This window comes from Methylophilus sp. VKM B-3414 (assembly GCF_032248435.1).
GTDB classification, from domain to species: Bacteria; Pseudomonadota; Gammaproteobacteria; order Burkholderiales; family Methylophilaceae; genus Methylophilus; species Methylophilus glucosoxydans.
The window spans coordinates 401,263-426,612 of the sequence record NZ_JAVTLI010000003.1; the positions used below are offsets into that span (position 1 = coordinate 401,263).

27 protein-coding genes are annotated in these 25,350 nt (G+C 57.1%); 20 read left to right on the forward strand and 7 right to left on the reverse strand.

Annotation, left to right across the window (positions count from 1 at the left end; all coding sequences use genetic code 11):
• Position 1: 1 nt before the first annotated feature.
• The gene (locus Q9292_RS04095; RefSeq protein WP_313985095.1) at positions 2–1,387 is read right to left on the reverse strand and encodes a DUF1800 domain-containing protein; all 1,386 of its coding nucleotides are present in this window, start codon (positions 1,385–1,387) and stop codon (positions 2–4) included.
• A 226-nt stretch (positions 1,388–1,613) separates the two neighbouring features.
• On the opposite strand from Q9292_RS04095, the gene Q9292_RS04100 reads away from it, so the two are divergent.
• From Q9292_RS04100 to Q9292_RS04120, 5 genes are all read left to right on the forward strand, one after another.
• A complete protein-coding gene (locus Q9292_RS04100; protein ID WP_313985098.1) occupies positions 1,614–2,960 on the forward strand; it encodes a sensor histidine kinase in 1,347 nt (448 codons plus the stop codon).
• Entirely contained in the window at positions 2,945–4,294 is a 1,350-nt protein-coding gene (locus Q9292_RS04105; RefSeq protein WP_313985101.1) for a sigma-54 dependent transcriptional regulator, read from the forward strand. Before Q9292_RS04100 ends, Q9292_RS04105 begins: the two co-directional genes overlap by 16 nt.
• Positions 4,295–4,450: 156 nt before the next feature.
• Positions 4,451–5,293, forward strand: coding sequence for a hypothetical protein (locus Q9292_RS04110; protein WP_313985104.1), 843 nt, complete (start codon positions 4,451–4,453; stop codon positions 5,291–5,293).
• A gap of 145 nt (positions 5,294–5,438) precedes the next feature.
• Positions 5,439–5,786, forward strand: coding sequence for a DMT family protein (locus Q9292_RS04115; protein WP_313985107.1), 348 nt, complete (start codon positions 5,439–5,441; stop codon positions 5,784–5,786).
• A gap of 10 nt (positions 5,787–5,796) precedes the next feature.
• On the forward strand, positions 5,797–7,023 hold the full coding sequence (locus Q9292_RS04120) for an MFS transporter (RefSeq protein WP_313985110.1): 1,227 nt from the start codon (positions 5,797–5,799) through the stop codon (positions 7,021–7,023).
• 20 nt (positions 7,024–7,043) lie between these two features.
• Here the strand turns inward: Q9292_RS04120 and Q9292_RS04125 are convergent, their stop codons facing one another.
• A complete protein-coding gene (locus Q9292_RS04125) occupies positions 7,044–7,313 on the reverse strand; it encodes a KTSC domain-containing protein (protein ID WP_313985113.1) in 270 nt (89 codons plus the stop codon).
• Between the two features lie 6 nt (positions 7,314–7,319).
• The gene (locus Q9292_RS04130) at positions 7,320–7,559 is read right to left on the reverse strand and encodes a hypothetical protein (RefSeq protein WP_194748884.1); all 240 of its coding nucleotides are present in this window, start codon (positions 7,557–7,559) and stop codon (positions 7,320–7,322) included.
• A 282-nt stretch (positions 7,560–7,841) separates the two neighbouring features.
• Between Q9292_RS04130 and Q9292_RS04135 the strand changes: the two genes are divergently transcribed.
• From Q9292_RS04135 to Q9292_RS04150, 4 genes are all read left to right on the forward strand, one after another.
• Complete coding sequence (locus Q9292_RS04135; RefSeq protein ID WP_313985117.1) at positions 7,842–9,422, forward strand: Na+/H+ antiporter; 1,581 nt, start codon at positions 7,842–7,844, stop codon at positions 9,420–9,422.
• A 219-nt stretch (positions 9,423–9,641) separates the two neighbouring features.
• On the forward strand, positions 9,642–9,863 hold the full coding sequence (locus Q9292_RS04140) for a hypothetical protein (protein ID WP_194748882.1): 222 nt from the start codon (positions 9,642–9,644) through the stop codon (positions 9,861–9,863).
• A gap of 58 nt (positions 9,864–9,921) precedes the next feature.
• Positions 9,922–10,347, forward strand: coding sequence for a YeeE/YedE family protein (locus Q9292_RS04145; RefSeq protein WP_313985122.1), 426 nt, complete (start codon positions 9,922–9,924; stop codon positions 10,345–10,347).
• A 7-nt stretch (positions 10,348–10,354) separates the two neighbouring features.
• Complete coding sequence (locus Q9292_RS04150) at positions 10,355–10,774, forward strand: DUF6691 family protein (protein ID WP_313985124.1); 420 nt, start codon at positions 10,355–10,357, stop codon at positions 10,772–10,774.
• Positions 10,775–10,779: 5 nt separating this feature from the next.
• Here the strand turns inward: Q9292_RS04150 and Q9292_RS04155 are convergent, their stop codons facing one another.
• Positions 10,780–12,144: a sigma-54 interaction domain-containing protein gene (locus Q9292_RS04155; RefSeq protein ID WP_313985126.1), complete on the reverse strand. Its 1,365-nt coding sequence runs from the start codon at positions 12,142–12,144 to the stop codon at positions 10,780–10,782.
• A gap of 173 nt (positions 12,145–12,317) precedes the next feature.
• Between Q9292_RS04155 and Q9292_RS04160 the strand changes: the two genes are divergently transcribed.
• From Q9292_RS04160 to cydX, 7 genes are read left to right on the forward strand one after another with little or no spacing between them, the layout of a single operon-like run.
• Positions 12,318–13,022 (forward strand): MBL fold metallo-hydrolase, encoded by a 705-nt coding sequence (locus Q9292_RS04160; protein ID WP_313985129.1) that lies wholly within the window; start codon positions 12,318–12,320, stop codon positions 13,020–13,022.
• Complete coding sequence (locus tag Q9292_RS04165) at positions 13,019–14,746, forward strand: sulfate permease (protein ID WP_313985131.1); 1,728 nt, start codon at positions 13,019–13,021, stop codon at positions 14,744–14,746. Before Q9292_RS04160 ends, Q9292_RS04165 begins: the two co-directional genes overlap by 4 nt.
• A gap of 34 nt (positions 14,747–14,780) precedes the next feature.
• The gene (locus Q9292_RS04170) at positions 14,781–14,951 is read left to right on the forward strand and encodes a DUF2892 domain-containing protein (RefSeq protein ID WP_124552636.1); all 171 of its coding nucleotides are present in this window, start codon (positions 14,781–14,783) and stop codon (positions 14,949–14,951) included.
• A 43-nt stretch (positions 14,952–14,994) separates the two neighbouring features.
• Entirely contained in the window at positions 14,995–15,198 is a 204-nt protein-coding gene (locus tag Q9292_RS04175; RefSeq protein WP_313985135.1) for a hypothetical protein, read from the forward strand.
• Entirely contained in the window at positions 15,195–16,748 is a 1,554-nt protein-coding gene (locus Q9292_RS04180) for a cytochrome ubiquinol oxidase subunit I (RefSeq protein ID WP_313985138.1), read from the forward strand. Before Q9292_RS04175 ends, Q9292_RS04180 begins: the two co-directional genes overlap by 4 nt.
• 9 nt (positions 16,749–16,757) lie before the next feature.
• Positions 16,758–17,900, forward strand: a complete 1,143-nt coding sequence (gene cydB, locus Q9292_RS04185) for a cytochrome d ubiquinol oxidase subunit II (RefSeq protein ID WP_313985141.1) — start codon at positions 16,758–16,760, stop codon at positions 17,898–17,900.
• 12 nt (positions 17,901–17,912) lie between these two features.
• A complete protein-coding gene (gene cydX, locus Q9292_RS04190) occupies positions 17,913–18,026 on the forward strand; it encodes a cytochrome bd-I oxidase subunit CydX (protein WP_313985144.1) in 114 nt (37 codons plus the stop codon).
• 73 nt (positions 18,027–18,099) lie between these two features.
• On the opposite strand, the gene Q9292_RS04195 is transcribed toward cydX, so the two are convergent.
• On the reverse strand, positions 18,100–18,528 hold the full coding sequence (locus Q9292_RS04195) for a hypothetical protein (protein ID WP_313985147.1): 429 nt from the start codon (positions 18,526–18,528) through the stop codon (positions 18,100–18,102).
• Positions 18,529–18,681: 153 nt separating this feature from the next.
• Between Q9292_RS04195 and Q9292_RS04200 the strand changes: the two genes are divergently transcribed.
• Entirely contained in the window at positions 18,682–19,671 is a 990-nt protein-coding gene (locus Q9292_RS04200) for a helix-turn-helix domain-containing protein (RefSeq protein ID WP_313985150.1), read from the forward strand.
• On the opposite strand, the gene Q9292_RS04205 is transcribed toward Q9292_RS04200, so the two are convergent.
• Positions 19,668–20,675 (reverse strand): NAD(P)-dependent alcohol dehydrogenase, encoded by a 1,008-nt coding sequence (locus Q9292_RS04205; RefSeq protein ID WP_313985153.1) that lies wholly within the window; start codon positions 20,673–20,675, stop codon positions 19,668–19,670. The two genes, Q9292_RS04200 and Q9292_RS04205, sit on opposite strands and share 4 nt — an antisense overlap.
• 364 nt (positions 20,676–21,039) lie before the next feature.
• On the opposite strand from Q9292_RS04205, the gene Q9292_RS04210 reads away from it, so the two are divergent.
• Genes Q9292_RS04210 through Q9292_RS04220 form a run of 3 tightly spaced genes read left to right on the forward strand, consistent with a single transcriptional unit; the run spans position 21,040 to position 24,658 of the window.
• The gene (locus tag Q9292_RS04210; RefSeq protein ID WP_194748873.1) at positions 21,040–21,495 is read left to right on the forward strand and encodes a (2Fe-2S)-binding protein; all 456 of its coding nucleotides are present in this window, start codon (positions 21,040–21,042) and stop codon (positions 21,493–21,495) included.
• 11 nt (positions 21,496–21,506) lie between these two features.
• Positions 21,507–23,669, forward strand: a complete 2,163-nt coding sequence (locus Q9292_RS04215; RefSeq protein ID WP_313985158.1) for a xanthine dehydrogenase family protein molybdopterin-binding subunit — start codon at positions 21,507–21,509, stop codon at positions 23,667–23,669.
• A 5-nt stretch (positions 23,670–23,674) separates the two neighbouring features.
• On the forward strand, positions 23,675–24,658 hold the full coding sequence (locus tag Q9292_RS04220) for an XdhC family protein (RefSeq protein WP_313985161.1): 984 nt from the start codon (positions 23,675–23,677) through the stop codon (positions 24,656–24,658).
• Here the strand turns inward: Q9292_RS04220 and Q9292_RS04225 are convergent, their stop codons facing one another.
• Positions 24,659–25,258, reverse strand: coding sequence for a nucleotidyltransferase family protein (locus tag Q9292_RS04225; RefSeq protein ID WP_313985163.1), 600 nt, complete (start codon positions 25,256–25,258; stop codon positions 24,659–24,661).
• Between the last annotated feature and the right edge of the window lie 92 nt (positions 25,259–25,350).

Below are 25,350 nucleotides of genomic sequence, written 5' to 3' on the forward strand. Positions count from 1 at the left end.
GCTATCTCCTTAAAAATTCAGGGCTGACCAGCAGGAGGGCAAAACCGGTGTGCGCAGATTCGGCGCGACTCACTTGCTGCAAGGTCTCCTGGCTGAGCCTGCCGCGCAGGACGGTATTGGCCAGCACCGCGGGTGGCATGCTCAGCTTGGTCAGCGAAGCCAGCCGCTGCGCATACTCCACCCGGCGCAACAAGGCGTTGGAGGCGAGCCAGCTTTCGGCCACATCGTCATAACCGGCGGGGGAGCCTGGTTTCCAGATCGGTTGTCCCAGCTGGGTCATGACTTGCGAGACGCGGACATGCGAAAGGTCAATGTCCAGCGCCCGTACACTGCTAATCAGCCACTCCCATGGGGTTTTGAACTTGACCGGCGTGGGCACGCGGCACTCCGGCGCTTCTATCAGCACGCGATACAGTGCCGGAAGTTGGCCCCCGGTTTGCAGATAGGTGTCGCGTAGCCGGTTAATCAGAGCGGGCGGTGGCTGGTCGCCAGCAAAATGGCAGGCCAGTTTGGTCGCCACATGCGTGGCCGTGGCCGGGGCGGCGGCCAAGTCAGTGAGGATGGCTTCGGCTTGTTGCACGCCCGGTTGCGCATAGGTTTTGCCGAGTAACTGACGGACATCAGGCTCGTGTACGCGCTCATTAAAGACAAAGCCAGGATAGCGCGCATCGGTCTCGCCTGTGAGCTTGGGACCGGGCACGGTCCAGCCGGTCAGTGCGCGTGCAAATTCGGTCACATCCTGTTGGCTATAACCGCTGCGTACGCCCAGCGTGTGCAGTTCCAGAATTTCGCGGGCAAGGTTCTCGTTGAGGCCACTTTTCTTGTCCGGCTGGCGGCGCATTTGCCGTTGTACGGCTTCGCTTTGTGGCCCGCGTGATTGCTGCTGGTCTAGGTAGATCAACATGGCCGGATGCTTCTCGACCGCAAACAACATGTCTTTAAACGTGCCCAGTACAAACGGACGGATGGCTTGCAGTTCAAACAATCCGGCCAGTTGTGTGACCTGCGATTTTTGTGCCGAGATTGCAAAATGGTTGGACCAGAAATGCACCAGTCTTTCCACAAACGGGGTATCGGTCTGCTGCGCCACTTGTGCCCGCACCTGGACTGCCTCGGTATAGCTGTCCCGCGCTTCGTTACGCATCTGGCGGCGTAACTGCAGTTTGTCCTCAGGTGATCCGGCCTGATTGATCATGCGCATTTCCTGCATCTCTTGCGCAATGGTCGGTAGCGCTTGCTGGTATTGCTGCCACAATGGCGGCAAGGCCTGGTAACGGCTAAATTCGTCCAGCAATGCCCGCGAGACACTATTTGAGGGCGTAGTGGCCGCGGCGCGTGCGCCCAGGCCAAAACGTTGATCAATGATCAATGCGTCATCCGTCATCATCGACTCCAGACGTGAGTGGGAACAGAAATACTAACAGCCATGACCAGACTAACAAAGCTGGATTACAGCGGGCTTACAATCGCACGGGGACCAGTCCTGCGGTGCGCTTGGTCAGCTGCCAAGGCTTGTCAGCGCCAGCCTGATTGAAGCGCTGTGAGTGATGTGCTACCGTGTGGTTGCCGCGTTAACCTTCTTACTCACACCATCGACTCTACACAGGCTTTTTATGCAGACCCATACCCACAAGGTGCGCCGAGACCTGCTCCTGCTCTGGGCTGTGATTGCGGCCGTCTCGGCCTTGCTGGTCTGGCTGTTGATCGAACTGAGCCGCCAGGGCGCGGCCTCGCAGATTGCCGAGGCCAGGCTGCATGCGGCTGCCAGCTGCCAGGCCATGCAACATGGGGTACACCTTGCGAGGCTGGAGAGTGCTTCTGCGCAGGCAGGCTGGCAGGCGGTGATAGATCTTGCCTTGCGCGAAGAGCCCGGCAGTGAAGGCGGCTTTTGGCGGCCAGACCAAGGTGTGTTTGCGTATGCCTTTCCTACGTATGATGGCACCGGCGTCAAGCGTGATCCACCGGTGGCCGAACTTGAAAAAATCACTGCCACGGCCGAACTGGCCAGCCGCAGCCATCAGTTGATTCTGGAGGTGCGCCCCGGCTTGCGTGAAGCCATTGTGTTTGCTGCCTGCCCACTGACCCAAGCCCCCGGCACGTCTGTTGCCTGGGTGATGAAACGCGTGTTGCTGATTCAGGCTGAGGTGCTCAATCATTTGAGCCTGGCGTTGGCGCTGCTGATAGGCCTGGTCGTGATGTCTGGCGCCTGGCTGGCCTGGATGCTGCTGCGCTGGCAGCGCCAGATGGCTACACTGATGCAACAGCTGGCACAGTCTGAGCGCATGGCGACGCTGGGCCGGGTCTCTGCCGGGTTGGCACATGAAATCCGTAATCCGCTGGCCACCATGCGCATGAAGGTTGAAAATGCCATGGCCGCGGCCCCTGAGCGCTATCAGCAACGCAGCCAGAGTGCCTTTGAGGCGGTGCTGGCGCAAACCTCGCGCCTCGAAAGCCTGATCTCCAGTTTGCTGGCACTGACCCATCCCTTGCAACTACATAAGCAGGCAGTGGATTTGCGCGCCTGGCTGACCAGCCTGACCAGCTTGCATCAAGAGGCCTTGACTGCGCAGCAGGCACGCTGGAAGTTAACCCTGAGTGATGCCGTAGTGACACGTGCTCAAGCGCAGGCCGTGCTCGACCCAGATAAAATGGCGCAAGTGATGGACAATCTGATCCTGAATGCGCTGGCGCATATCCCCGTGGGAGGCGAGATTGAGTTGGGGCTGGACAGCGTCACTTCGGGGCACCTGCGATTGTGGGTGGCCGACAATGGCAGTGGCGTGCCCGCGCATTTGCGCCCCCAGGTGTTTGAACCTTTTAGTACGGCGCGCAGTGGTGGTACCGGCCTGGGCCTGGCCCTGGCGCGCGAGATTGTCCAGGCGCATGGCGGCGAGCTACGCTTGGCCGATACTGCCGCGGGCGCCCGTTTTGAGATTGAATTACCATGGCACACCTCCTGATTATTGACGATGATCCCGCCTTTAGAAGCAGCCTGTCTGAAATGCTGTCTGACCTGGGGCACCATGTGCTGGAAGCCGGCCATGTGCAGGCGGGCCTGCACTGCTTGCGGACGGCGCCGGTAGAGCTGGTGATCACCGATCTCAAACTCACCGGGGAAGACGGCTTGTCCTTCTTGCGTCAGGCGCAGGCGATCAAGGCGGTGCCCTGCATCATGCTTACCGCCTATGCCAGTGGCAACAACACGATTGAGGCCATGCGGCTGGGTGCGTTTGACCATTTGACCAAGCCAGTGTCACGGCAGAAGCTAATGGAAACCTTGCAACGCGCACTGCCCGAGCGCAGCGCTGACCGCGAGTCTCGCCTGGAGGCCGACGCCACGCTAACCGCAGACAACCCAACGGCGGAACGCTTGATTGGCAACAGTGAATGCATGCGCGAGGTGTTCAAACACATCGGCCTGGCTGCGGCGACCGAGGCAACCGTGCTGATTTTGGGCGAGACCGGTACCGGCAAGGAAGAGGTGGCGCGTGCATTGCACCGTAACAGCTTGCGCGCTCATGGCCCTTTTGTGGCTGTCAACTGTGCCGCCATCCCGGCAGAACTGATGGAAAGCGAGCTGTTTGGGCATGTCAAAGGTGCGTTCACAGGGGCGGTGGCTGACCGTAAAGGTTATTTGCGGCAAGCGACTGGCGGCACCCTGTTCCTCGACGAGATTGGCGATATGCCGCTGGCGCTGCAAGCCAAGATTTTGCGGGTGCTGGAGGCGCGCGAGTTTAGCCCGGTCGGCGCGCAAACGGTGCTTGCGCTGGATGCGCGCATCATTGCAGCCACCCATAGAGATTTACCTGCCGCCGTCCGCGCCGGGCAGTTTCGTGAAGATTTATGGTACCGGCTGCAGGTGATGCCGATTGCCTTGCCGCCACTACGCGCGCGCGGTGAAGATCTGTTACTGCTGGCGCAGCATTTTTTGGCCAGTGAAGCTGCGGGTACCCCCAAGCGTCTGACCGCTGAAGCCGCACAACAGCTGGTACAACATGACTGGCCGGGGAATATCCGCGAACTCCGCAACACCATCGCGCGCGCGCAGATTTTGAGTCATCATGCCTGGATCGAGGCTGAACATATTTCTTTTACGCCACGTCCTCAAGCGGCAGACGCTTCTGGTCGTGGCGCTCCCACCGGCACGCTGGCCGAGACCCTGCAGCAAGTCGAACGCGAGATGATAGAACGCGCATTGCGCGAGAGCGGTGACAACCGCAGTGAAGCGGCGCGTAAACTGGGGTTGTCCCGTCAGCAACTTTACCGCAAGCTCGAAGAACATGGCCTGACATAAGCGCTGACAGCTGTCCGCCCAGCGGACAGTGTTGTGTCACCAAAGCGGACAAGTGCGCCAAGGTTTATTTTCAAGCAATTGATTTTAAATAACTTTTTATCTGGCATGCCCCTTGCAATTGAGGAGATAACCTCTATCGATGACAAGGAGCATTTCATGTTAACTTCTTCTGTATGTATACGTAGCAGCCATCTTGCACGTGGTAGCCGTCCTCTGCGCGCCGCGCTGCTCATCACCACCCTAAGTTTGCCCCTGCAAGCATTTGCCTTGCCGCCCTTAGCTGCGAATCCTTCTCCGCTGACGCCTGCACCACTTAATCTGGGGCCAGGCGCATCGACACCACTGGCGCCTTCGCCTATGGTCCCCGCTCCGCTTGCGCCTGCAGGCGCGCTGGATTTACAGGCGACGGCGGCGCTGCCCGCGGTAGCTGAGGCGACTGTCAAGGCCATCCTGTTTAATCCGTATGGGGAAGCGGATGGCTTGCGCTTGGCGAATGACGTGATTGTCAAATTCCCCCCGCACCGTTCGCAGGCCTTGCTAGGCGCAGTGCAACCCGGTCAGCATGTGCGTATTCTCGGGCATGCTGAAACGCCAGCCATGGTTAAAGCCGATGCCATTATCAACGTGACCACCGGCAATATTGTGGTGGACCAGCCACCCGCCAATAACCTGCCCTTGTTACCTCCACATTTGCGGGCGCAGTCATTGCAGCCGTTGCAGGTGGAAGGCAAGGTCGATCTGATCCTGAATGGTCCGCGCGGCGAAGTCGATGGTGTCATCCTGGATAACCAGAGCATTGTTCACTTTCCGCCTGAAAGCCTGAGTGTGCCATTGCGCCCAGGGGTGCGTATTGCGGTGGCGGGTCTAGGGACCAAGACGGCCAATGGTGTGTCGCTGGAGGCGATCCGCATGGGAAGCTCCGCCGCTACGATGCAGCCACTCTATGCGCCCGCGGCCCCAGCTTGTCAGCCAGCGGCTGCGGTAGCCGGCCAGTGCTAGACCCTGATTTAGCCCAAGCCAACGCTTCATCCGGCGTCGCCTGCGATTTAAGCAAGTTAGGTGTTGCTTAAAGCGCTTTGGGCAACAGCGGTGCTGCCCAAAGGCCGCCGCCCACGCTGGACGCCCTCTTTTGACAGGATGCATCATGATTGCAAAATTAGCCCCGATTCTATTGTTACTGATCTCCAATGTGTTTATGACGGTGGCCTGGTATGGCCATCTCAAGTTCACCGAAAAGCCGCTGTATGTGGTGATTGTGGTGAGCTGGTTGATTGCCCTGTTTGAGTATTGTTTTGCGGTGCCGGCCAACCGGATCGGCCATACCGTGTATTCGGTGGCAGCGCTCAAAACCATGCAGGAAGTCATTTCACTCAGCGTGTTTGTAGTGTTTTCGGTGTATTCCCTCGGCGAGCATTTCACTTCCAGCCATTTCGTCGGCTTTGCCCTGATTGCTTTGGGTGCCTTTTTTATCTTTAAAGCCCCCGTGGTCTAAGGAGCACAGCATGCGTCTATTCAAACGGCCTGCAGATTCCCGCCAATGGCTGGCGGTAATGAATTTTTTCATGGCCGATGTCCGCGACGGGCTGGGCGCCTTTCTCGGCGTGTATTTGTTGGCACAGTCCTGGCAGGCGGATGAGATCGGCTATGTGATGACCATAGGCGGGTTGGCAACCATGGTGGCGGGAATTCCGGCGGGTGCCCTGATGGACCGCACACATGCCAAGCGCTTGTGGCTGTCTGTGTGCGCCATCCTGATGGTGGTCGGTTGCCTGGTGTTGTTGCTGTGGCACTCGTTTGCGGCGATTGCCTTGTCGCAAGCGGCTACCGGTGTGGTCCGTGCCATGATTGGGCCCGCGATTGCCAGTATCAGCCTGGGCCTGGTCGGGTCTAAATATTTGTCCAGGCAGCTTGGTCAGAACGAGGCCTGGAGTCATGCCGGTAGCCTGGTGTCGGTCTCCGTGGCAGGCGTGCTTGGTTATTTCTGGGGCTTGTCTGCCGTCTTTATGCTATTGGCGGTGATGGCGGTGCTGGCGCTGCTGTGCATCCGCCGCATTCGCCCGCAGGAGATTGATTACCATGCGGCGCGCGGTCTGGAGTCACATGCTGCGGTCAGTGATTCTGGCCGTGCCGTATGGAAGGCCTTGCTGCAGTCACGCCCCTTATTGATGCTGGCTTGCATCATGATGCTGTTTCATCTTGCCAATGCCGCCATGCTGCCTTTGCTGGGGCAAACCATGGTGTCGCAAGGTCTGGTCAACGCCAGCCTGTTTGCGGCTTTGACGGTAATGATTGCGCAACTGGTGATGATCCCCATGGCATTGCTAGCCGGGCGTTATGCCGAGCAGTTTAGTTACGAACGGCTGGTCACGCTGGCCTTGCTTGCCTTGCCGGTGCGCGGCGTGATTGCGTCGACCTGGAACTCGCCCTGGGCGGTGGTGCCCGTGCAGCTACTGGATGGCGTCGGCGCGGGGCTGTTAGGGGTGGCTTTGCCAGGACTGGTGGCCAAGATGTTGCAAGGCAGTGGGCATTTCAATGTCGGGCTGGGATTTGTGTTGACCATCCAGGGCCTGGGGGCAGCCTTGAGTCCGGCCATGGCAGGCTGGGTCGCGCAGCGTTATGGCTACGCCATGAGTTTTACCTTGCTAACAGGGGTGGCGGTGCTGGCGATTTTGTTATGGTGGCAACAGGCCAGGCAAACGGCTGCTCAATCTGCGGCAAGCGGGGCTTGAATGCGTCTCTGTCCCCGCGGTTACTGGAACAAATCATCCAGCGGGTTGCGGACCAAGGTCGGGGCCGAGGTAACTGAGGGGCTCACCCGTTGGCAACGATAGGCTTCTTCAATGTTGTCGCGGTAGTAACTCCATTGGGCACTGGCGCTTTTGAAGCTACGCCAGACGCTTTCGCTGACATTGGCATATTCGAGGGTGCTGCCGTCTTCCAGCCTCACGCGCAACGCCCGCTTGCCTGCATCATAGCCAATCGCACGCAACTTGCCGGCATGGGTGTTGATCATGTCCATCAGGGTCTAGCCGCAGCAGCCGGGTTTGCAGCCGCAGGATTTACCCGCAGGCTTGAGGCCTTTTTGTTGCCAGGCTTGCAAAAACGCTTCTTTGCTCATGGGTTGCAGTTGCAAACTTTGTTGCAAGGCGGGATCCACCACTTGCGACTGGTAATGCTGAAAATGCGCCAGATATTTGGCATACGCCCGATCTGCACCGCGCCAGGCCTGCCATTGCCGCCATATCCATTTTTTCAAGCTAAACATGTTTACTCCTTATCCTGTGTCGGACTGCCGTCATCTTACTCCAACTTGATGGCATTCAGTGCGGCCACTTCATCTTTGAAAAGGACACTCTTTGTGTTTGAGCCATTGCGGGCATGCAAGTTCAAGCCCGCGTCAAACAGGCGCTTCCCCGCACACTCACAACAGACAAATCCTGTTAACGCAAGCCTGGCGCAAGCTGCCTGTGTTAGATTAGCGGCACTGGCGCGCCTCAGTGGTGCGGTTTCATCTGTTTACATGAGGGCCTGACCCTCTCGGTCTATCATGAGTAATTCGTTTTATTTCAATTTAATCCTGTTTTTTCTGGTGGCGATTATTGCACTCGAGGTCCTGGCCAACCGGCTGCGCTGGCCGCCTGCGGTAGCACAGCTGGCGGGTGGCGCCCTGATTGCGCTGGTGCCAGAATTACCGGCGTTTGAGATTGATCCTGCCCTGGTCATGGAGGTGTTTTTACCGCCGTTGCTGATGGCGGGAGCCTATTTCACGGTCTGGCATGAGTTCAGGCGGCACCTGGGCGGCATTTTACTGCTGGCGATTGGTGCGGTGCTGTTCACCACGCTGGCGGTCGGGCTGGCCTTGCATAGCTTCAACCCTAGCTTGCCGTGGGCGGCCTGTTTTGCCTTGGGCGCAATTGTGTCACCGCCGGATGCGATTGCCGCCAAAGCCGTGCTGCAACGCGTGGCCTTGCCACGCAAGCTGCTGGTGTTGCTCGAAGGCGAGAGCTTGCTCAATGACGCCACCGGGCTGGTGCTGTACAAGTTTTCGATTGTCGCCTTGCTGACCGGCGTGTTTTCACTGAGCGGTGCGCTCGAAACTTTTGCCTGGCTCAGTGTTGGGGGCGTATTGTTTGGCGCGGCCATGGGCTATGTGGTGTTTAAAACCCTGCGCTATCTGCATGGCACTGAGCTCATGGTGCTGGCCTCGGCCTTGCCGGGGTGGATTTGTTATGTCGTGGGCGAGCACATCGGTGTCTCAGGCGTGATCGCCACGGTCACCTACGGCATGATGCTGGGCTGGCACCAGCATGAAATCATGTCGGCCACGGCGCGCCGGCGCGGTGCCGCGTTTTGGGAAATCATGATTTTTATCTTTGAATCGCTGGTATTTATCTTTATCGGCCTCTCTTTGCGCGGCGTCTGGGAGCGTGTCGCCCATGCCGACAAGTCCCTGGAGGCTTATGGACTGGAAGTGTTGCTGGTGCTGGCTGTGGTGATCTTGTCACGCTTTGTCTGGATTTTCATGGTTGATGGGCTGGCCAGACTCATCCGCAAGCCGCATGCGGCGCATGGACACAGCACCTGGGGCGAGTCTTTTGTCAAAAGCTGGGCAGGCATGCGTGGCGTGGTCACGCTGGCGGCGGCACTGGCGGTCCCCGCGCAGGTGCCGGGACGCGATTTGATGCTGATGTGCGCATTTGCTGTGATCCTGGTGACGGTGGTGGTGCAGGGGACGACAATTGGCCAGGTGATCCGGGCATTTAAACTGAAGGCGAGCAAGCATGAGCACATTTACCTTAATGAGCCACAGGTGTGGGCCCGGATTGAGCAGGCACAGTTTTCAGTGGTTAACAAACTGGCCTATAACGAACATGGCGCATTAATGCACCCGCGGTTGCTGGAGCAGTACAGCTACCGGCAAAGTCTGTCAGACAAACATAAACATGAAGACAGTCTGCCCGATGACCTCCGCAAAGCGCATTTTAATGTGGTACTGGCCGCCGTGGCGGCCGGTCGCGAAGAGCTGCTTAGACTGCATCGCTCGGGGCAGATTCATGACGAGTTGCTGCATTTGATGGAACGTGATCTGGACATTCAGGAAATCGCTGCCTTACATAGCCGTGGTTAAGGGCGCCTGTCCACATTTTTTGTGGATAACTTTTATGGTGAGCTGTGGGTGAGTGTCTTAACTGATTGATTTTATGTGTGAAATTAGGCCTGATTAAAATATGCACGTTAAAATTATTTGATGAAAAAACTTGCTCAAGGCGATTTTTTGTGTATTGCCAGCCTCCTGTCGACAGCGTAGCATAGGTCTTGTCTAGTGCTGTGATGAGGAGCAATTAACATGAAACGACTGTTTTATATCGACTATCCGCAAGAGCACTTTGAAGGACAGGCCCACCGTTACCGTTGCGCCTACTGCAAGCAGGAAACCACCCATATCAACGGCAAGCTGGAAGGGCATTTGCCCGGCTGCGAGTATCGGGTTGCGCTGGAAAAAGCCGGTTTTGAATGTAACCAGCTTGCGGAACCCGCCCATGAGGACATGGCCGACGAAGTCGATTGAGGAGTGATCACGCTGGCTAGGCCTGTTCATAAACGCTGTTGAGGATGTAGAAAAAAGCATGATTTCTTTTACCCCCTGGCAATCACTGATGGGTGGATTGCTCATAGGTTTTTCCACCTTGCTGATGATCCGCTGGCTGGGCAAGGTCACTGGCATCAGTGGCATTGTGGGTCAGGTCTGGTCGGCCGCCGCCGGTGACCGTGCCTGGCGCCTGGCTTTTGTCGCGGGTCTGGTGCTGTCGCCATTGGTTTATGTCCTGGCACGGCCGTTGCCTATGGTGGAGATTCAGGCGTCCACGCCCTGGTTGATCGTGGCGGGATTGCTGGTGGGCTTTGGTAGTCGCCTGGGGTCGGGGTGCACCAGTGGTCATGGGGTTTGCGGCTTGTCACGGCTGTCGCCACGTTCGCTGGTGGCGACATTTACGTTTATGCTGGTGGCGATGCTGGTGGTCTGGCTATGGCGCCATGTGTGGATGATAGGGTAGAAGCAAGATGGCAAATCTGATGGCATTGATCGCCGGGCTGATCTTCGGTGTGGGGTTGATTGTAGGCGGGATGACCAATCCAGCCAAGGTGTTGGCCTTTCTGGATGTGACCGGTGACTGGGATCCGTCACTGGCATTTGTGATGATGGGTGCGATTGCGGTAGGCTTTTTTGCCTTCAAGTCTGCGGCCAGGCACTCCGCCAGTGTCTTGGGCCTGCCTGTGCAGTTACCAGGCACGCGTCTGATTGACCGCAAACTGGTGCTGGGGGCGGTGATCTTTGGCACCGGCTGGGGCATTGCCGGATTTTGTCCCGGCCCAGCCATCGCCTCACTCTTGACGGGTGGCCCGGCGGTCTGGCTGTTTGTCGCCAGCATGCTGGCAGGCATGGCCGTGCATACGCTGGCGGTGCGTCGCGGCTGGTTGTGACCGTATCAGTCTTTTTGCCAAAGTTTGCGGTAACGCCACAGTGTGGTGCGGCCAATCCCAAGTTGCTTGGCCGCCTGGGTCAGGTTGCCCTGGCAGTCAGTGACGGCTTGCACGATGGCGGCTTCTGAAAGCGCCTGGCGGCCTGGTTTGGCGACTGGCGCTGCCATTGTCTGTGTTGACGCGGGTATCGTTTGCAGTTCGGGCGGCAAGTCTGCGGTATCGATCTGCTTGCCATCTGACATCACCAGTGCGTAATTCAACACATTGCGCAGTTCGCGCACATTGCCTGGCCAGTCATAGGCCATCAGTTGCTGCATGACGGCGGCCTTCACTACGGGCAGCTGTTCCCCGGTAAATTGCTGTTTAAGCAGGTGACGCACGATGAGCGGAATATCCTGTTTGCGCGCCTGCAAGCTGGGTAAGAAGATGGGCACCACGCGCAAGCGGAACAACAAGTCCTGCCGGAAACGCCCGGCTTTAACCTCTTCGCGCAAGGCTTTGTGTGTGGCGGCAACAATGCGGACATTGGCTTGCATGGCCTGACTGGCCCCGACGGGCAGGTATTCACCGGTTTCTAGTACGCGCAACAGTTTGGCCTGTAATTCGTAAGGCAGTTCGGCGATTTCATCCAGAAACAGCGTGCCGCCCTCGGCCCGGCCAAACAGGCCCTGGTGATCACGAATGGCACCGGTGAAGGCACCCTTGACGTGGCCGAACAGCTCACTCTCCAGCATGCCCGCATTGAGCGTGGCACAGTTGATGGCGACAAAGGCGCCGCGGTGACGCAGACTCTCGCCATGAATGGCGCGGGCCACCAGCTCTTTGCCTGTGCCGGAGTCGCCGCGGATCAACACCGGTATATCTGTCACTGCCACGCGGCGTATCATTTCAAACACTTTTTGCATTTCGGGCGCATGGCTGATCAAGCCATATTTTTCACCCAGCGAGGATTGTGCGGCGGTCTTGCCTGCGTCCGCCTGCTGGGGCAGCAGGATTTCGAGGCCGCCCGCAAACGCGCCATCTTCAGGCAAGTAGGCCATGGCATATTTCAACACTGCCTGTCGTTCACCATCAGACCGGTGCAGCAGCAGGGGGGCGCCCTCGACCTTGCCAGACTCGGTGAGCCCACAGCCGCGCATACACTGTTCGCAGCGGTTGGCGGTCAGGCAGTTTTCACCCAAGAGCGCAGCCTGGGTGAAGCCTAGCAGTTTTTCGGCACCCGGGCTCCAGTAACTGATCCGCTTTTGAGCATCGACGGTAAACACGGCTGCATCTGGCATGATCAATGAAATCATGCGGGCCAGCGATTCGCCCTGTGCGCGGCTCAGGCCGGCCTGCTGGCTGAAAAAATCGGGGGTGGTTTGTTCCATTTTTTATTTGAAACGTTTCATGATTGTGGTTTTGTGTTTCATTGAAACATTTTTGGCGGGGGTGGGCAAGTGATATTTTTATATAAGTCATTGATTTTACTGTTTTTAAATTTTTATTGAAACATTGGCACTGGTTTTGCTGAATCAACGCCATCTTGATAAGGAGCACGCGGATGATTTTCAAGCAATTTTTTGAGCCTGAAAGTAGCACTTATACCTATCTGCTAGGCTGTAAAGAAACCCGGCAGGCGGTGATGATTGATACAGTAGGCAGCGAGGTAGACAAGTATGTGGCGGCTTTGCAACAGCATGGGTTGACGCTGGTGTTTACCCTGGAAACGCATGTGCACGCCGATCATGTCACCGCTGCCGCCACCTTGCGCGAGCGTCTGGGCAGTAAAAGTGTGGTGCATCGTGATGCAGGCGCGCAATGCGGCGATGTGCTGGTGACCGATGGCGTGCACTTGCAAGTTGGCACGCTGGATATCGAGGTCCGTTACACCCCCGGGCACACCAACGGCTGTGTCAGTTATCTGGTCGGTGACCGCATCTTTACCGGCGATGCCTTGCTCATTGATGGCTGTGGCCGCACCGACTTTCAGCAGGGCAATGCCGGGCAGTTGTATGACAGCATACATGCCAAAATTTTCAGCTTGCCTGAGGATACGCTGATTTATCCCGGCCACGATTATCACGGTAGGACCGTCTCCACGGTCGGCCACGAGAAGCGTGAAAACAAGCGCTTGGGCGGGCAAACTTCCCGCGCTGAATTTATCAATATCATGGCCAATCTCAAGCTGGCCTATCCCAAACAAATTGATGTAGCCTTGCCTGCCAACCAGGCTTGCGGGCAAGTGGTGATCAAGCAGTCGGCATGAGCACAGCGATGTTGACTCGGCTGGCCCATTACGTGCCCGCCCTCCGCTGGGGGCGGCATTATCGGCGCGAGCAGGCCATGCATGACCTGATGGCGGCGCTGACGGTGACCCTGATGCTGGTTCCGCAGGCGCTGGCCTATGCCATCCTGGCGGGCTTGCCGCCACAAGTCGGCCTGTATGCCAGCCTGTTGCCGTTAATCGTCTATGCTTTGTTAGGCACCAGTGCGACGCTGGCTGTAGGCCCGGTGGCGGTGGCGGCGCTGATGACTGCGACCGCAGTGGCGCCTTATTCAGCACAGAGTCCCGCGCTGGGGCTGCAAGCGGCGCTGATCCTGGCGTGTTTGTCTGGCCTGTTTCTGATGCTGGCCGGGATGTTCAAATTAGGCTTTCTGGCGAATTTTCTATCGCACCCCGTCATGAGCGGCTTTATTGCTGGCGCCAGCCTGGTGATTGCCAGTAGCCAGCTACCCACCTTGCTCGGTATCCGGGCCGAGGGCAGTCATGTACTGGCGCTCTGGCAGAGTATGCTGGGGCAATGGCCGCAGATTCATCTCGCGACGGCCATGCTGTCGGTGCTCACCCTGCTATTGCTGGTGCTGGCCAGGCGGCAAGGGCAATCGCTGTTGCTAAGTCTGGGCTGCTCGCCGTTTTGGGCGCAGGCGTTGGTGCGGGCAGTGCCTGCGCTGCTGGTGTTGATCGGGACGATTGTCATGCATGCCGGTTGGGCCCTGCTCACCGGGGTGCGGACCGTGGGGCAGATTCCCGCCGGGCTGCCTGCGCTGGCCTTGCCGCATGGGAGTCTGGCAATGTGGCAGTCTTTATTGGCCCCTGCCTTGCTGATTTCCATCATCGGCACGGTGGAGTCGATTTCTGTCGCGCAGAGTCTGGCCATGAAGCGGCGCGAACGCATAGATCCTGACCAGGAGCTGATTGCCTTGGGCGGCGCCAATCTGGCGGCCAGCATGAGTGGGGGACAGCCGGTCACCGGCGGCGTGTCGCGCTCAGTGGTGAATATGGATGCGGGTGCGCAAACGCCGGCAGCGGGTTTGTTTACCGCATTGGGCATGTGGCTGGCCACGGTTTTTCTGGCCTCGTGGCTCAGTGCGTTACCCAGATTTATTTTGGCCAGCACGATTATCGTTGCGGTGATGAGCCTGGTGGACGGACGCGTGTTTATCGAGACCTGGCGGCGTAACCGCAGTGACTTTGCCGCCTTGCTGGTGACTTTTATGATCACCTTGCTGGTCGATATTGAACATGGCATCAGTGCAGGCGTGTTGCTGTCCATGGCCATGCATCTATACCGCAGCAGTCGGCCGCACATTGCCATTGTCGGGCAGGTGCCGGGTACCGAGCATTTTAGAAACGTGGCGCGGCATGCGGTCAGTGTGTGCCCGGATGTGATTACTTTACGTGTGGATGAGAGTTTGTATTTTGCCAATGCGCGCTATCTCGAGCAAAAAGTGCTCGAAGTGGTCGCCGACAACCCGGCATTGAAACATGTGATCCTGATGTGCTCCGCCGTCAACGAGGTAGATGGCAGTGCCCTGGAGGTGCTTGAGGCGATCAATCACCATTTATCTGCATTGGGAATTGGCTTTCATTTGTCCGAGGTCAAAGGCCCTGTGATGGACATGTTGCAACATGCTCCACTCAGGCAGCAGCTCAATGGCAAGATTTATCTGACCCAACATCAGGCTTATGCAGCGCTGTCCTGTCATTAACAAGAATATTTTGATCAACAGCAAGGAGGCCGTGATGGCAGATAACATCAATCAGTTCGAGCGATATTTAAGAGTGATCGTTGGGGGAGGCTTGTTGCTATGGACGCTGTTTTTTGAGGGGGCGGTCTGGGGCTGGCTGGGGGTGGTGCCTTTAGCAACCGGGCTGATTGGCTGGTGCCCAGTGTACTCCCTGTTTCGCAAGTAGCGCATCCGTCAATCTTTTTCCCTAACCAGGCCTGGTCGTGAACATGAAAAAACTGGTGACGCATTATCGCAGCAGCGTCCTGTTTCGTCATTTGACGTGGGTGTTGCTGATCAAAGTGATTCTGCTGTGGATGCTTTGGTTCTGTATCGTCAAGCCGCAGAAGCAACACCCGGATATTGAAAGTGTGTTCAGGCATTTGGTCAGTGTGTCGGCGAAATCCCCTGCAGAGACTGGAGGTTCAAAATGATTTCTCACGAACTGGTGGACTTGTCCCGCCTACAATTTGCCGCCACCGCCATGTACCACTTTCTGTTTGTGCCGCTGACGCTGGGCATGGTCTGGCTACTGGTGATCATGGAAAGCGTTTACGTCATGACCGGCAAGGTGATCTGGAAAGACATGACACGCTTCTGGGGCAAGCTGTTTGGCATCAACTTTGCGCTGGGCGTCACCACCGGCATTACCATGGAGTTTCAGTTTGGCACCAACTGGGCTTATTACTCGCATTATGTGGGCGATATTTTTGGCGCACCGCTGGCCATAGAAGGCCTGATGGCATTTTTTCTGGAATCCACCTTTATCGGCCTGTTTTTCTTTGGTTGGGACAAGCTGTCCAAACCAAAGCACCTGATGGTGACCCTGCTCATGGCCATAGGCACCAACCTGTCGGCGTTGTGGATATTAATCGCCAACGGCTGGATGCAAAATCCGGTCGGCGCCGAGTTTAACTGGCACACCATGCGCATGGAAATGACCAATTTCTGGGATATTCTGATGAACCCGGATGCACAGGTGAAATTTGTACACACCGTCTCGGCAGGTTATGTCACCGGCGCCATGTTTGTGCTCTCTATTTCAAGCTGGTATCTGCTCAAAAAACGCAATGTAGAATTTGCCAAACGCAGCTTTAGCGTCGCCGCCGCTTTTGGGCTGGCTGCTTCGGCCAGCGTGATTGTGCTCGGGGATGAGTCCGGTTACACCGTGGGTGAAGCACAGCAAACCAAAATGGCGGCGATTGAAGCCATGTGGCAGACCAAACCGGCCCCGGCCGGGCTGACCTTGCTGGCTGGCATCAACGAGGCCGAGCACAAAAACAACTGGGAAATTGAGCTGCCTTATGTGATGGGAGTGATTGGCACCCGCTCGCTGAGTAAAACCATCCCCGGCATAGACGAAATCAAGGCCAAAAACCGCGAACGTATTCTGAATGGCATCCCCGCCGTGGTGGCGCTGGAGCAATTGCGGGCCGATCGCAATAACAGCGAAGCCGAGGTGACGCTCAAGGCCCATATCCATGACTTGGGGTTTGGCCTGTTGCTCAAGCGCTATACCGATAAGGTCGCTGAGGCCACGCCAGCCATGATTGCACAGGCGGTGGATGACACCGTGCCGCGTGTGGCGTCGATGTTCTGGTCGTTCCGCATCATGGTGGGTCTGGGCTTTGCTATGCTGGCGCTGTTTGCGCTGGCCATGTGGAGCAGTCTCAAAGGCTGTTTTACCGAAAAACCATGGTTGCTGAAGTGGGCGGTGTTGATGCTCCCTATGCCATGGATTGCCGCCGAACTTGGCTGGTTTGTGGCCGAATATGGCCGCCAGCCCTGGACCATTTATGGTGTGCTGCCTACCCATTTATCGGTATCCACGCTGAGCTCGGCCAGCTTGTATGGTTCATTGATCGGCTTTGTTGGCTTTTACACGGTGTTGCTGGTGGTCGAGTTATATCTGATGGTCAAGTTTGCCCGGCAAGGACCAGGCTCGCTGGGCACCGGCCGTTATGATCAGGAAGTACATGCTTAGGAGAACACCATGCTGGATTACACAACCCTGAAAATCATCTGGTGGCTGCTGGTAGGCGTTTTGCTGGTCGGGTTTGCCATCATGGACGGCCACGACATGGGGGTAGGCACACTGCTACCGTTTGTCGGTAAAAACGATGATGAACGACGCGTCGTCATCAACACGGTCGGTCCGCACTGGGATGGTAACCAGGTCTGGTTTATTACCGGTGGCGGGGCCATTTTTGCCGCCTGGCCGCTGGTCTATGCCACTGCCTTTAGCGGCTTTTACTGGGCCATGCTGGCGGTCTTGTGGGCACTGTTTTTCCGTCCGGTGGGCTTTGATTACCGCAGCAAAATTCACAATGCCCGCTGGCGCAGCACCTGGGATTGGGGCCTGTTTGTCGGCGGCGCCGTACCGCCGCTCATTTTCGGCGTGGCCTTTGGCAATCTGCTGCAAGGCGTTCCATTCAGTCTGGATAACAATCTGGTGTCGCATTACAGCGGCAGCTTCTGGGCGTTACTCAACCCATTTGCCCTGCTGTGCGGCGTGGTTTCGAGTGCCATGATCACCATGCAGGGAGGAATGTATCTGGCGCATCGTACCGAAGGCCGCATACAGATTCGCAGCATTTCGCTGGCTGCATACTGCGCCTGGGTCATGGTGGCGGCTTTTGTGCTGGCTGGGGTGTGGCTGCGTTTTGGTCATATCGATGGCTATGTCATCACCTCCAGTGTGGATGCGGCAGCTTTACCAGATCCACTGGCCAAAACCGTGGTACGTTCAGCGGAAGGCTGGTGGCAGAATTATCGGGCGCAGCCCATGTTATGGTTGTTGCCTTGTCTGGCAATCTGTGGCGCCTTACTGGCCGCCTGGCTGGTGCAGTCAGGCCGGACCCTGCGTGCATTTGTGGCTTCATCGCTGAGTATATTCGGCGTGATTGGGACAGCAGGCGCCGCCATGTTCCCGTTTGTCATGCCATCTTCGACACAGCCCAACGCCAGCCTGACCGTGTGGGACAGTGTCTCCAGTCACCTGACACTGCAACTGATGTTTTTTGCCACGTTGATTTTCATGCCACTGATTATTTTTTATACCGGCTGGGCCTATCACGTCATGCGCGGCAAAGTCACCGTGGCTGATATACAAGCCAACAGTCATCAGGCCTACTAAAGGAGAATACACATGTGGTACTTTACCTGGTTGTTAGGCGTCGGTTTTGCTGTACTGCTTGCCATCCTTAATGCCATGTGGCTGGAGTCGGGTGGCTGCGATCAGTGTCGTCACCCAGAGCAATGATAGGTTGAACGCGACCATGGTTTTTTGCATGGGCGCCGGACTCGGCCACGCCCATGTGCTGCAAAATGATGACCTAAGGCCGGAGCGAAGATTTTAGAATCAATACCGAAGCCTTGCCAAACCCATAAGAGGTTGTGATCAGGCTGGCAAACAGGTAAACCTGGAACAGCAAGGGCGGCGGGAGCTCAGGATTGTCCAGCGCCGGGAAAATGGCCATCAGCAAAAACAGGCTAGAGTTGGTAAATGCGCCTATCACCATCGCCCAGCGTACATGCCATGGCAAAGAGACCCGGCTGGCCGCAATGCCAAAAATGAGGGCGGTCATCAGCAGAAAATCGATATGTGCTTGCAACAGCCGCGTGAATTTTCCCGCGAAAATCGCCTTGAGTGGGGCCACACCAAAGTTCAGGCCCACCATACACCATGCCAGTAACAACGCCATCAGCAGCCAGCATGCGGCCCCTTTCAATAACATCTGGTGGGCTTGTGGGGTCGATTGCATCAAAGTCTCCTGGGGGATATCGTGTCCCCAGCATAGCCGATCTGTCATGCCCTGCTTGACCTGGACGGAGCTCACGCTTGACTGAAACGGAGATGACTCGCTTGCGAAATCTAGCTGTTTGTGACTTAATTTCGCTCAGCAAAGGAGAGGGTCATGGCGCAGCAAGCAAGGACAGTAGTCGCAGCGACAGGTCGCAAATATAGCTCCGATCTGGTCGCACCCAGTCAGCGCAAGGCATGGTTGTGTGAGGTGATTGGACGTGAATATGCAGAGGTGGACATCGTCCCGCCCACGGCTGCCCCGCTTTACAACGAGATGACGCTCTATCCTTGGCAGGCGTTGCAACTATCCGTGATCCATTCCAACAGCCTGACCATCCAGCGCGGGACGCGAGAAATCTGTCGTCCGCAGTTGGATAATTATTTTGCCGTCCTGTTGCTGCAAGGCCGGTATTGTCTGCAACAGCAAGGGCGGGAAGTGTTTTTGCGCCCTGGCGACATGACTATTTATGATGCCACGGTGCCGCACTATATCCATTGTCCAGAGGCGTTTTCCAAGCTGATTGTTTCTATCCCAAGAACCTTGTTGCATCAGCGTTTGCCGCAGGCCGGGCATCTGACGGCGATGCCCATGCGATTGCAGCACGGCATGACCGCCATGTTGTCGCCGTTTTTGCAACAGCTCACGCGTCAGCTGAATCAACTCTCCATGCAGGCATTTGAAGCCAGCGCGGTGCCTATGCTGGACATGCTGGGCAATGCGCTTGAAACCCTGCAAGACCATGCGCTGCCGCGTTCGCCTGGCCGCAGTTTATCGTTGTTGCAAATCAAGCAGTGGCTCAGTAAGCATCTACAGGATGCAGACCTGGATAGTGACGCCATTGCCGCTGCCACCGGATTTTCCAGCCGGTATATCAATCAATTGTTTGCCGATGAACAGACGTCTTTGATGCGCTATGTCTGGCAACAGCGGCTGGCGCTGAGTGCGCAATACCTTAAGCAACCGGCCTGGCAGCACCGGAGCATTTCCGAGATCGCGCTGGCTTGCGGCTTTAACGATTTTGCACATTTCAGCCGGGCCTTTAAGCAGCAGTTTGGTGACCCCCCCCGCGCTTTTCGGCAGCAGGGGGCTTTACTCCGTTAAATCTGCAGGCAAATTTTGCCAAAGTGCTGATTGGTCTCCTGATACTGGAAGGCCTGCACCATTTCCTCCAGTGCAAACACCTTATCTACCACCGGTTTCAGGCCATTCGCGTCTATGGCCTTGATCATGGCTTGCTGCATGCTGCGGCTACCCACCAGCACACCTTGCAGGCGCAGTTGCTTGATCAGGGCCGTGACCAAGGGAAAGTCGCCCGCCAAGCCGGTCAAGATACCAATGACAGAGACGTGGCCACCGACGCGCGCCGCCAGCATGGACTGTTCGAGGGTGGCCGGACCGCCCACCTCGACGACGTGATCGACGCCACGGCCGCCCGTCAGTTCGCGCGCCAGCGTTCCCCAGGCCGGGGTGGTTTTGTAATTGATCAGGTGATCTGCACCCATGGCCTTGAGTTTTTCCAGCTTGGCTTCGCTGGACGAGGTGGCAATCACGGTTGCGCCTGCCAGCTTGGCAAATTGCAAGGCAAAGAGGGAAACGCCACCCGTGCCTTGCACCAGCACAGTATCGCCAGGCGTGAGCTGATCATCAGACATCAGCGCACGCCAGGCCGTCAGGGCAGCGGTAGTCAAGGTGGAGGATTCGATATGGCTCCAGCCTTTGGGGGCCAGCGTAAAAGATTCCACGCTGGCGGTGACGATTTCACGCGCGTAGCCATCCACACCATCGCCTGGCACGGTGGCAAAGCCTTCAACCAGCGGTTCACCCGCTTGCCAGGTGGGGAAAAAAGTACTGACTACGGCATCGCCTACTTTGAATTCGGTGACGCCTGCGCCGACCGCGACTACTTCACCCGCGCCATCCGCCATCGGGATACGCGGCTCGCTGGGCCCCCACATGCCGCTGACCACGGCAAAATCATGGTAATTGAGCGAGTTTGCATGCAGCCTGACGGTGATTTGCCCGGCAGTTGGCGCAGGGGCTTCGCGTGTGCCGACGGTGACATTTTGATAACCGCCGCCCGGTTGCAGAATAATGGCTTTCGTCATGGCGTTCTCCTAATCAAGCGTGACATGGGGATTGTATTCATAGGGATGAGTGTTCACGGTAAGCGTTTGATTCTGCCCTGACTTGCAGACAAAGTAAATCGCCTGGCACCAGCAGGCGGACGGGAGTGAAGGTAATGTAAAGACTGTTTCAGGATCTCGTCCTGATTGGATCGACAGATGTAAAGCGGCTGCGCGACTAGCTGCATCGCGGGCTGCATACTGTAGACTTAACACGATTAAATTTAAACTTATGCAGCTCCGGGACGCCCATACATACAATCATGTATGTTAGTATTTTTCACGATAGCCAACCTTAGATTGGTTTTGCGACTGCAGCATCAGATTTTAAAAAGGAACAAACACGATGAAACTCAATATCAATGGCAAAGAGACCGAGCTCAACGTGAGCGATGACATGCCTCTTTTATGGGCAATCCGCGATGTGGCTGGCATGACCGGCACCAAGTTTGGCTGTGGCATGGCGCAATGTGGGGCCTGTACTGTGCATCTGGATGGTCAGGCCATTCGCTCTTGTGTGACCCCGGTCAGTGCGGCCGCGGGTAAAAAAATCACCACCATAGAAGCCATGCATGACGACAAGGTGGGCCAGGCCGTACAAGCCGCCTGGCAACAGATTGATGTGGTGCAGTGTGGCTACTGCCAATCCGGCCAGATCATGTCTGCGACCTCACTGCTCAAGCAAAACCCCAAACCCAGCGACGCCGATATTGATGCGGCCATGAGTGGCAATATTTGCCGTTGCGGGACTTATCAACGTATCCGGGCAGCAATCCACGAAGCCGCTGCCAAACTGGCTTAAGGAGAGACCCCATGAATGATCTCATTAACCTCTCACGCCGCAGTTTTATCAAAAGCACGGCCCTGGTCGCTGGCGGCCTTGTGGTGGCATTCAGTATTCCGCAAGCCAAACGCTTTATGGGTGTAGCCAATGCGGCAGAGGCGCTGCCGCTGCCTGCGCCCAATGCCTTTTTGCGCATCGGCGCCGATGACAGTATTACCGTGATGTTGGCGCATAGCGAAATGGGGCAGGGTGTTTGGACCACCTTGCCCATGCTGATTGCAGATGAGCTGGATGCCGACTGGAGCAAGATCAAGGTCGAGCATGCGCCTGCGGCGCCTGCTTATGTGCATACCGCATATGGTATCCAGATTACCGGCGGCTCTTCCACCACCTGGTCAGAATTTGACCGCTATCGCCAGGCGGGCGCATTGACACGTGTTCTGTTGCTGGAGGCGGCGGCCAAGCAATGGAAGGTACCAGTAGCTGGCTTGCGCACCGAAAATGGTTTTGTCATCAACGGCACGCAAAAGCTCAGTTATGGCAAGCTGGTGGAGACCGCCAGTCAATTGCCGACACCGACCAGCGTCACGCTTAAAAAACCGGAGCAGTGGAAATTGATCGGCAAGGCCACCAAGCGTCTGGACAGCGCAGAAAAAATCAATGGCACGGCCAAGTTTGGTCAGGATGTGCAGTTTGAAGGACTCAAAGTCGCCATGGTGGCACGTGCGCCGGTGTTTGGCTCCACACTCAAAAGCCTGGATGATGCCGCTGCACGCAAAGTGCCGGGCGTGATCAAGGTGGTCAAAGTGCCCACGGGGGTTGCCGTGATTGCCGAGCATTACTGGGCCGCCAAGCAGGGGCGCGAGGCCCTCAAGCTGGAGTGGGCGCTGGCCGGGCATGACAAACCGGATACCCCTGCCTTGCTCAAGCAATATCAGGCGCTGGCGCAAAAGCCAGGCTTGCAGGCTGCGAAAGCGGGCGATGTCGCCACGGCCAGCAAGCAGGCCAAGCAAACCATACAGGCGGAATATGTGTTGCCTTATCTGGCGCATGCACCGATGGAACCTTTGAACTGTGCCGTCAAAATCTCTGATCAGGGTTGTGAAATCTGGACCGGGACGCAAATGCAAACCACGGACCAGGCGTCAGCTGCCAAGATTCTGGGCCTGAAACCAGAACAAGTGAAAATTCACACGCTGTTTTTAGGGGGCGGTTTTGGCCGTCGCGCCAATCCCCGTGCAGACTTTGTGTCTGAAGCGGTTGAAGTGGCCAAAGCGGCAGGCATGCCGGTGAAAACGGTTTGGAGCCGCGAAGACGATATCAAGGGGGGGTTCTACCGGCCGATGTTTGTTCACAAAGCCAGTATCGCGCTCGACAAACAGGGCAAACCGCTGGCCTGGCAGCAGACGCTGGTCGGACAGTCCATCATCAAAGGCACGCCCTTTGAAGGCGTCATGATCAAGGACGGCATTGATGCCACCTCGGTGGAAGGCGTGGCTGATTCGCCCTATGTGAAAGGCACTCCGCATCATGAGGTGCAGTTGCACTCGGTGCAAAGTGATGTGCCGGTGTTGTGGTGGCGATCGGTCGGGCATAGCCATTCCGCCTTTGTCATGGAAAGCCTGATTGATGAACTGGCGCATGCCAGCAAACAGGATCCGCTGGCGTATCGCCGCCAGTTGCTGAAAGACCATCCCCGTCATCTGGCGGCACTCAATCTGGCGGCCGATAAAGCGGGCTGGGGCAAACCGTTGCCTACTGGCGTGTTCCGTGGCATTGCCGTCCACGAATCGTTTGGCAGTTATGTGGCGCAGGTGGCCGAAGTCTCCGTCAAAGACGGCGAGGTCAAAGTGCACCGCGTGGTGATGGCGATTGATTGCGGGCTGGCCGTGAACCCGGATGGTGTCAAAGCGCAGATGGAGTCTTGTGTCGCCTTTGCGCTGGGTGCCGCGCTCAGTAGCGAGGTGAGCTTCAAAGACGGCCAGGTAGAACAATCCAACTTCCACAACTACCAGGTGTTACGCATGAAAGATATGCCCAAAGTGGAGGTGCATATTGTGCCCAGCACCGAAAAAATGGGTGGGGTGGGTGAGCCTGGCGTGCCGCCGCTGGCACCTGCCGTGACCAACGCCATTTTTGCTGCGACTGGCAAGCGTATCCGCCGGTTGCCGATTGGTGATCAGCTGGCTTAAGCCCTATGCAGTCCTCTGATTGGGAAGTGTTACAACGTGCCCGTGACTGGCTGGACCAGGGCTATGGCGCGCATCTGTTTACCGTGATCCAGACCTGGGGCTCAGCACCCCGGTTGCCAGGTGCCATACTGGTGGTGCGTGAAGATGGCCATCTGGTCGGCTCTGTCTCTGGCGGCTGTATTGAAGATGATCTGGCAGACAAAGCCCGCCATCAACAACTGCCCGCGCGGCCAGCGATCATGGAGTATGGCGTCAATCAGGCAGAAGCACAGCGTTTTGGCATCCCTTGTGGTGGCCAGCTCAAGATTTTTGCCGAGCCGCTCACGCAAACGGCGCAATTAGCGCCTATGCTGGAGAGCTTGTCACAACGGCGGTTGCTTAAGCGCTCCGTCCATTTACACAGTGGTGAGGTGCGGCATCAATACGTGCTGCCTGAAGGACAGCCTTATCTGGAAAGTGACTGGTTTCACAGTTATTTTGGCCCGCAATGGCGCTTGCTGATTATTGGCGCCAACCAACTGGGCTCCGTGTTGGCGGCCATGGCACAAGCGCTGGATTTTCACGTCATGATCTGCGATCCGCGTGAGGAAATGCGTGCTGAATGGCATGTGGAAGGCGCAGACTGGTTGCCTGGCATGCCTGACGATGTGGTGTTGGAGATGGCGCCTGATCCACACACGGCGATTGTGGCCGTCACCCATGATCCCAAACTGGACGACATGGCGTTGCTTGAAGCGCTCAAGTCAGACGCGTTTTATATTGGCGCCTTGGGCTCCGTCAAAAATCAGGAAAAACGCAAACAGCGCTTGCGCAGTTTTGACCTCACCGAGCAAGAGGTGAACCGCCTGCATGGCCCGGTCGGTCTGCGTATCGGCAGCCGCACGCCGGCCGAAATTGCCGTGTCTATCCTGGCTGAGTTGATTCAGGAACGCGCACAGTTGCAGCAAACGGGCCTGGTCTCACGGGCGCACAGGCTGGCGATGGCCTGATCATTTCAGGTCGGCGGGGGTATCAATATCCCTGAAGATGCCCGGGTCCTCGCACGCAATGTGTATGCTCTGTCCCTGATGGGCGCGCACCACCTCCCGCGCGCCCTGGTCGCCTTCCACCCGGATTAATTCAGGAATCAGCGCACGGCTGAAACCCACCGGATGACCGGCTTTGCCTGCCATGACCGGTTGTGCCAATGGATGCTGAGCCAAGGCATTCGCGACATGCTGTATGGTCTGCGGCTGGATAAAGGGCATGTCTGCCAAGGCGATCACCACGCCGGCGTACTGCGGAAAGGCCGTTAACACGGTGTTCAACCCCAGCTTGAGACTATCGGCCATGACCTGCTCCTGCTCGCCACATTCGACCACTATCAATCCCAAGGCCTTGAGTGCGGCACTCAACTCAGGCACATTGGCGCGTATCACGGCGACACTGTGAGGCAAGGCGGTGATCAGGCTGCGGGCGGCCACTACTGCCATGCACTCACCATTAGGCAAGGGCTGTAAGAGTTTGTTTTGCGCACCAAACCGGCGGGAGAAGCCAGCGGCTAACAGCAGGCCTACAGGGGGGGCGTCAGAGGGAAGGTGCGTATGCATCTGGGCCTGATCGTCTAAAAAATGCTTTTCTAACATAAGGCGGTGGGTTCAGCTACAGCGCTGCGTCAACATCATCGTATACTTGAGCGTTC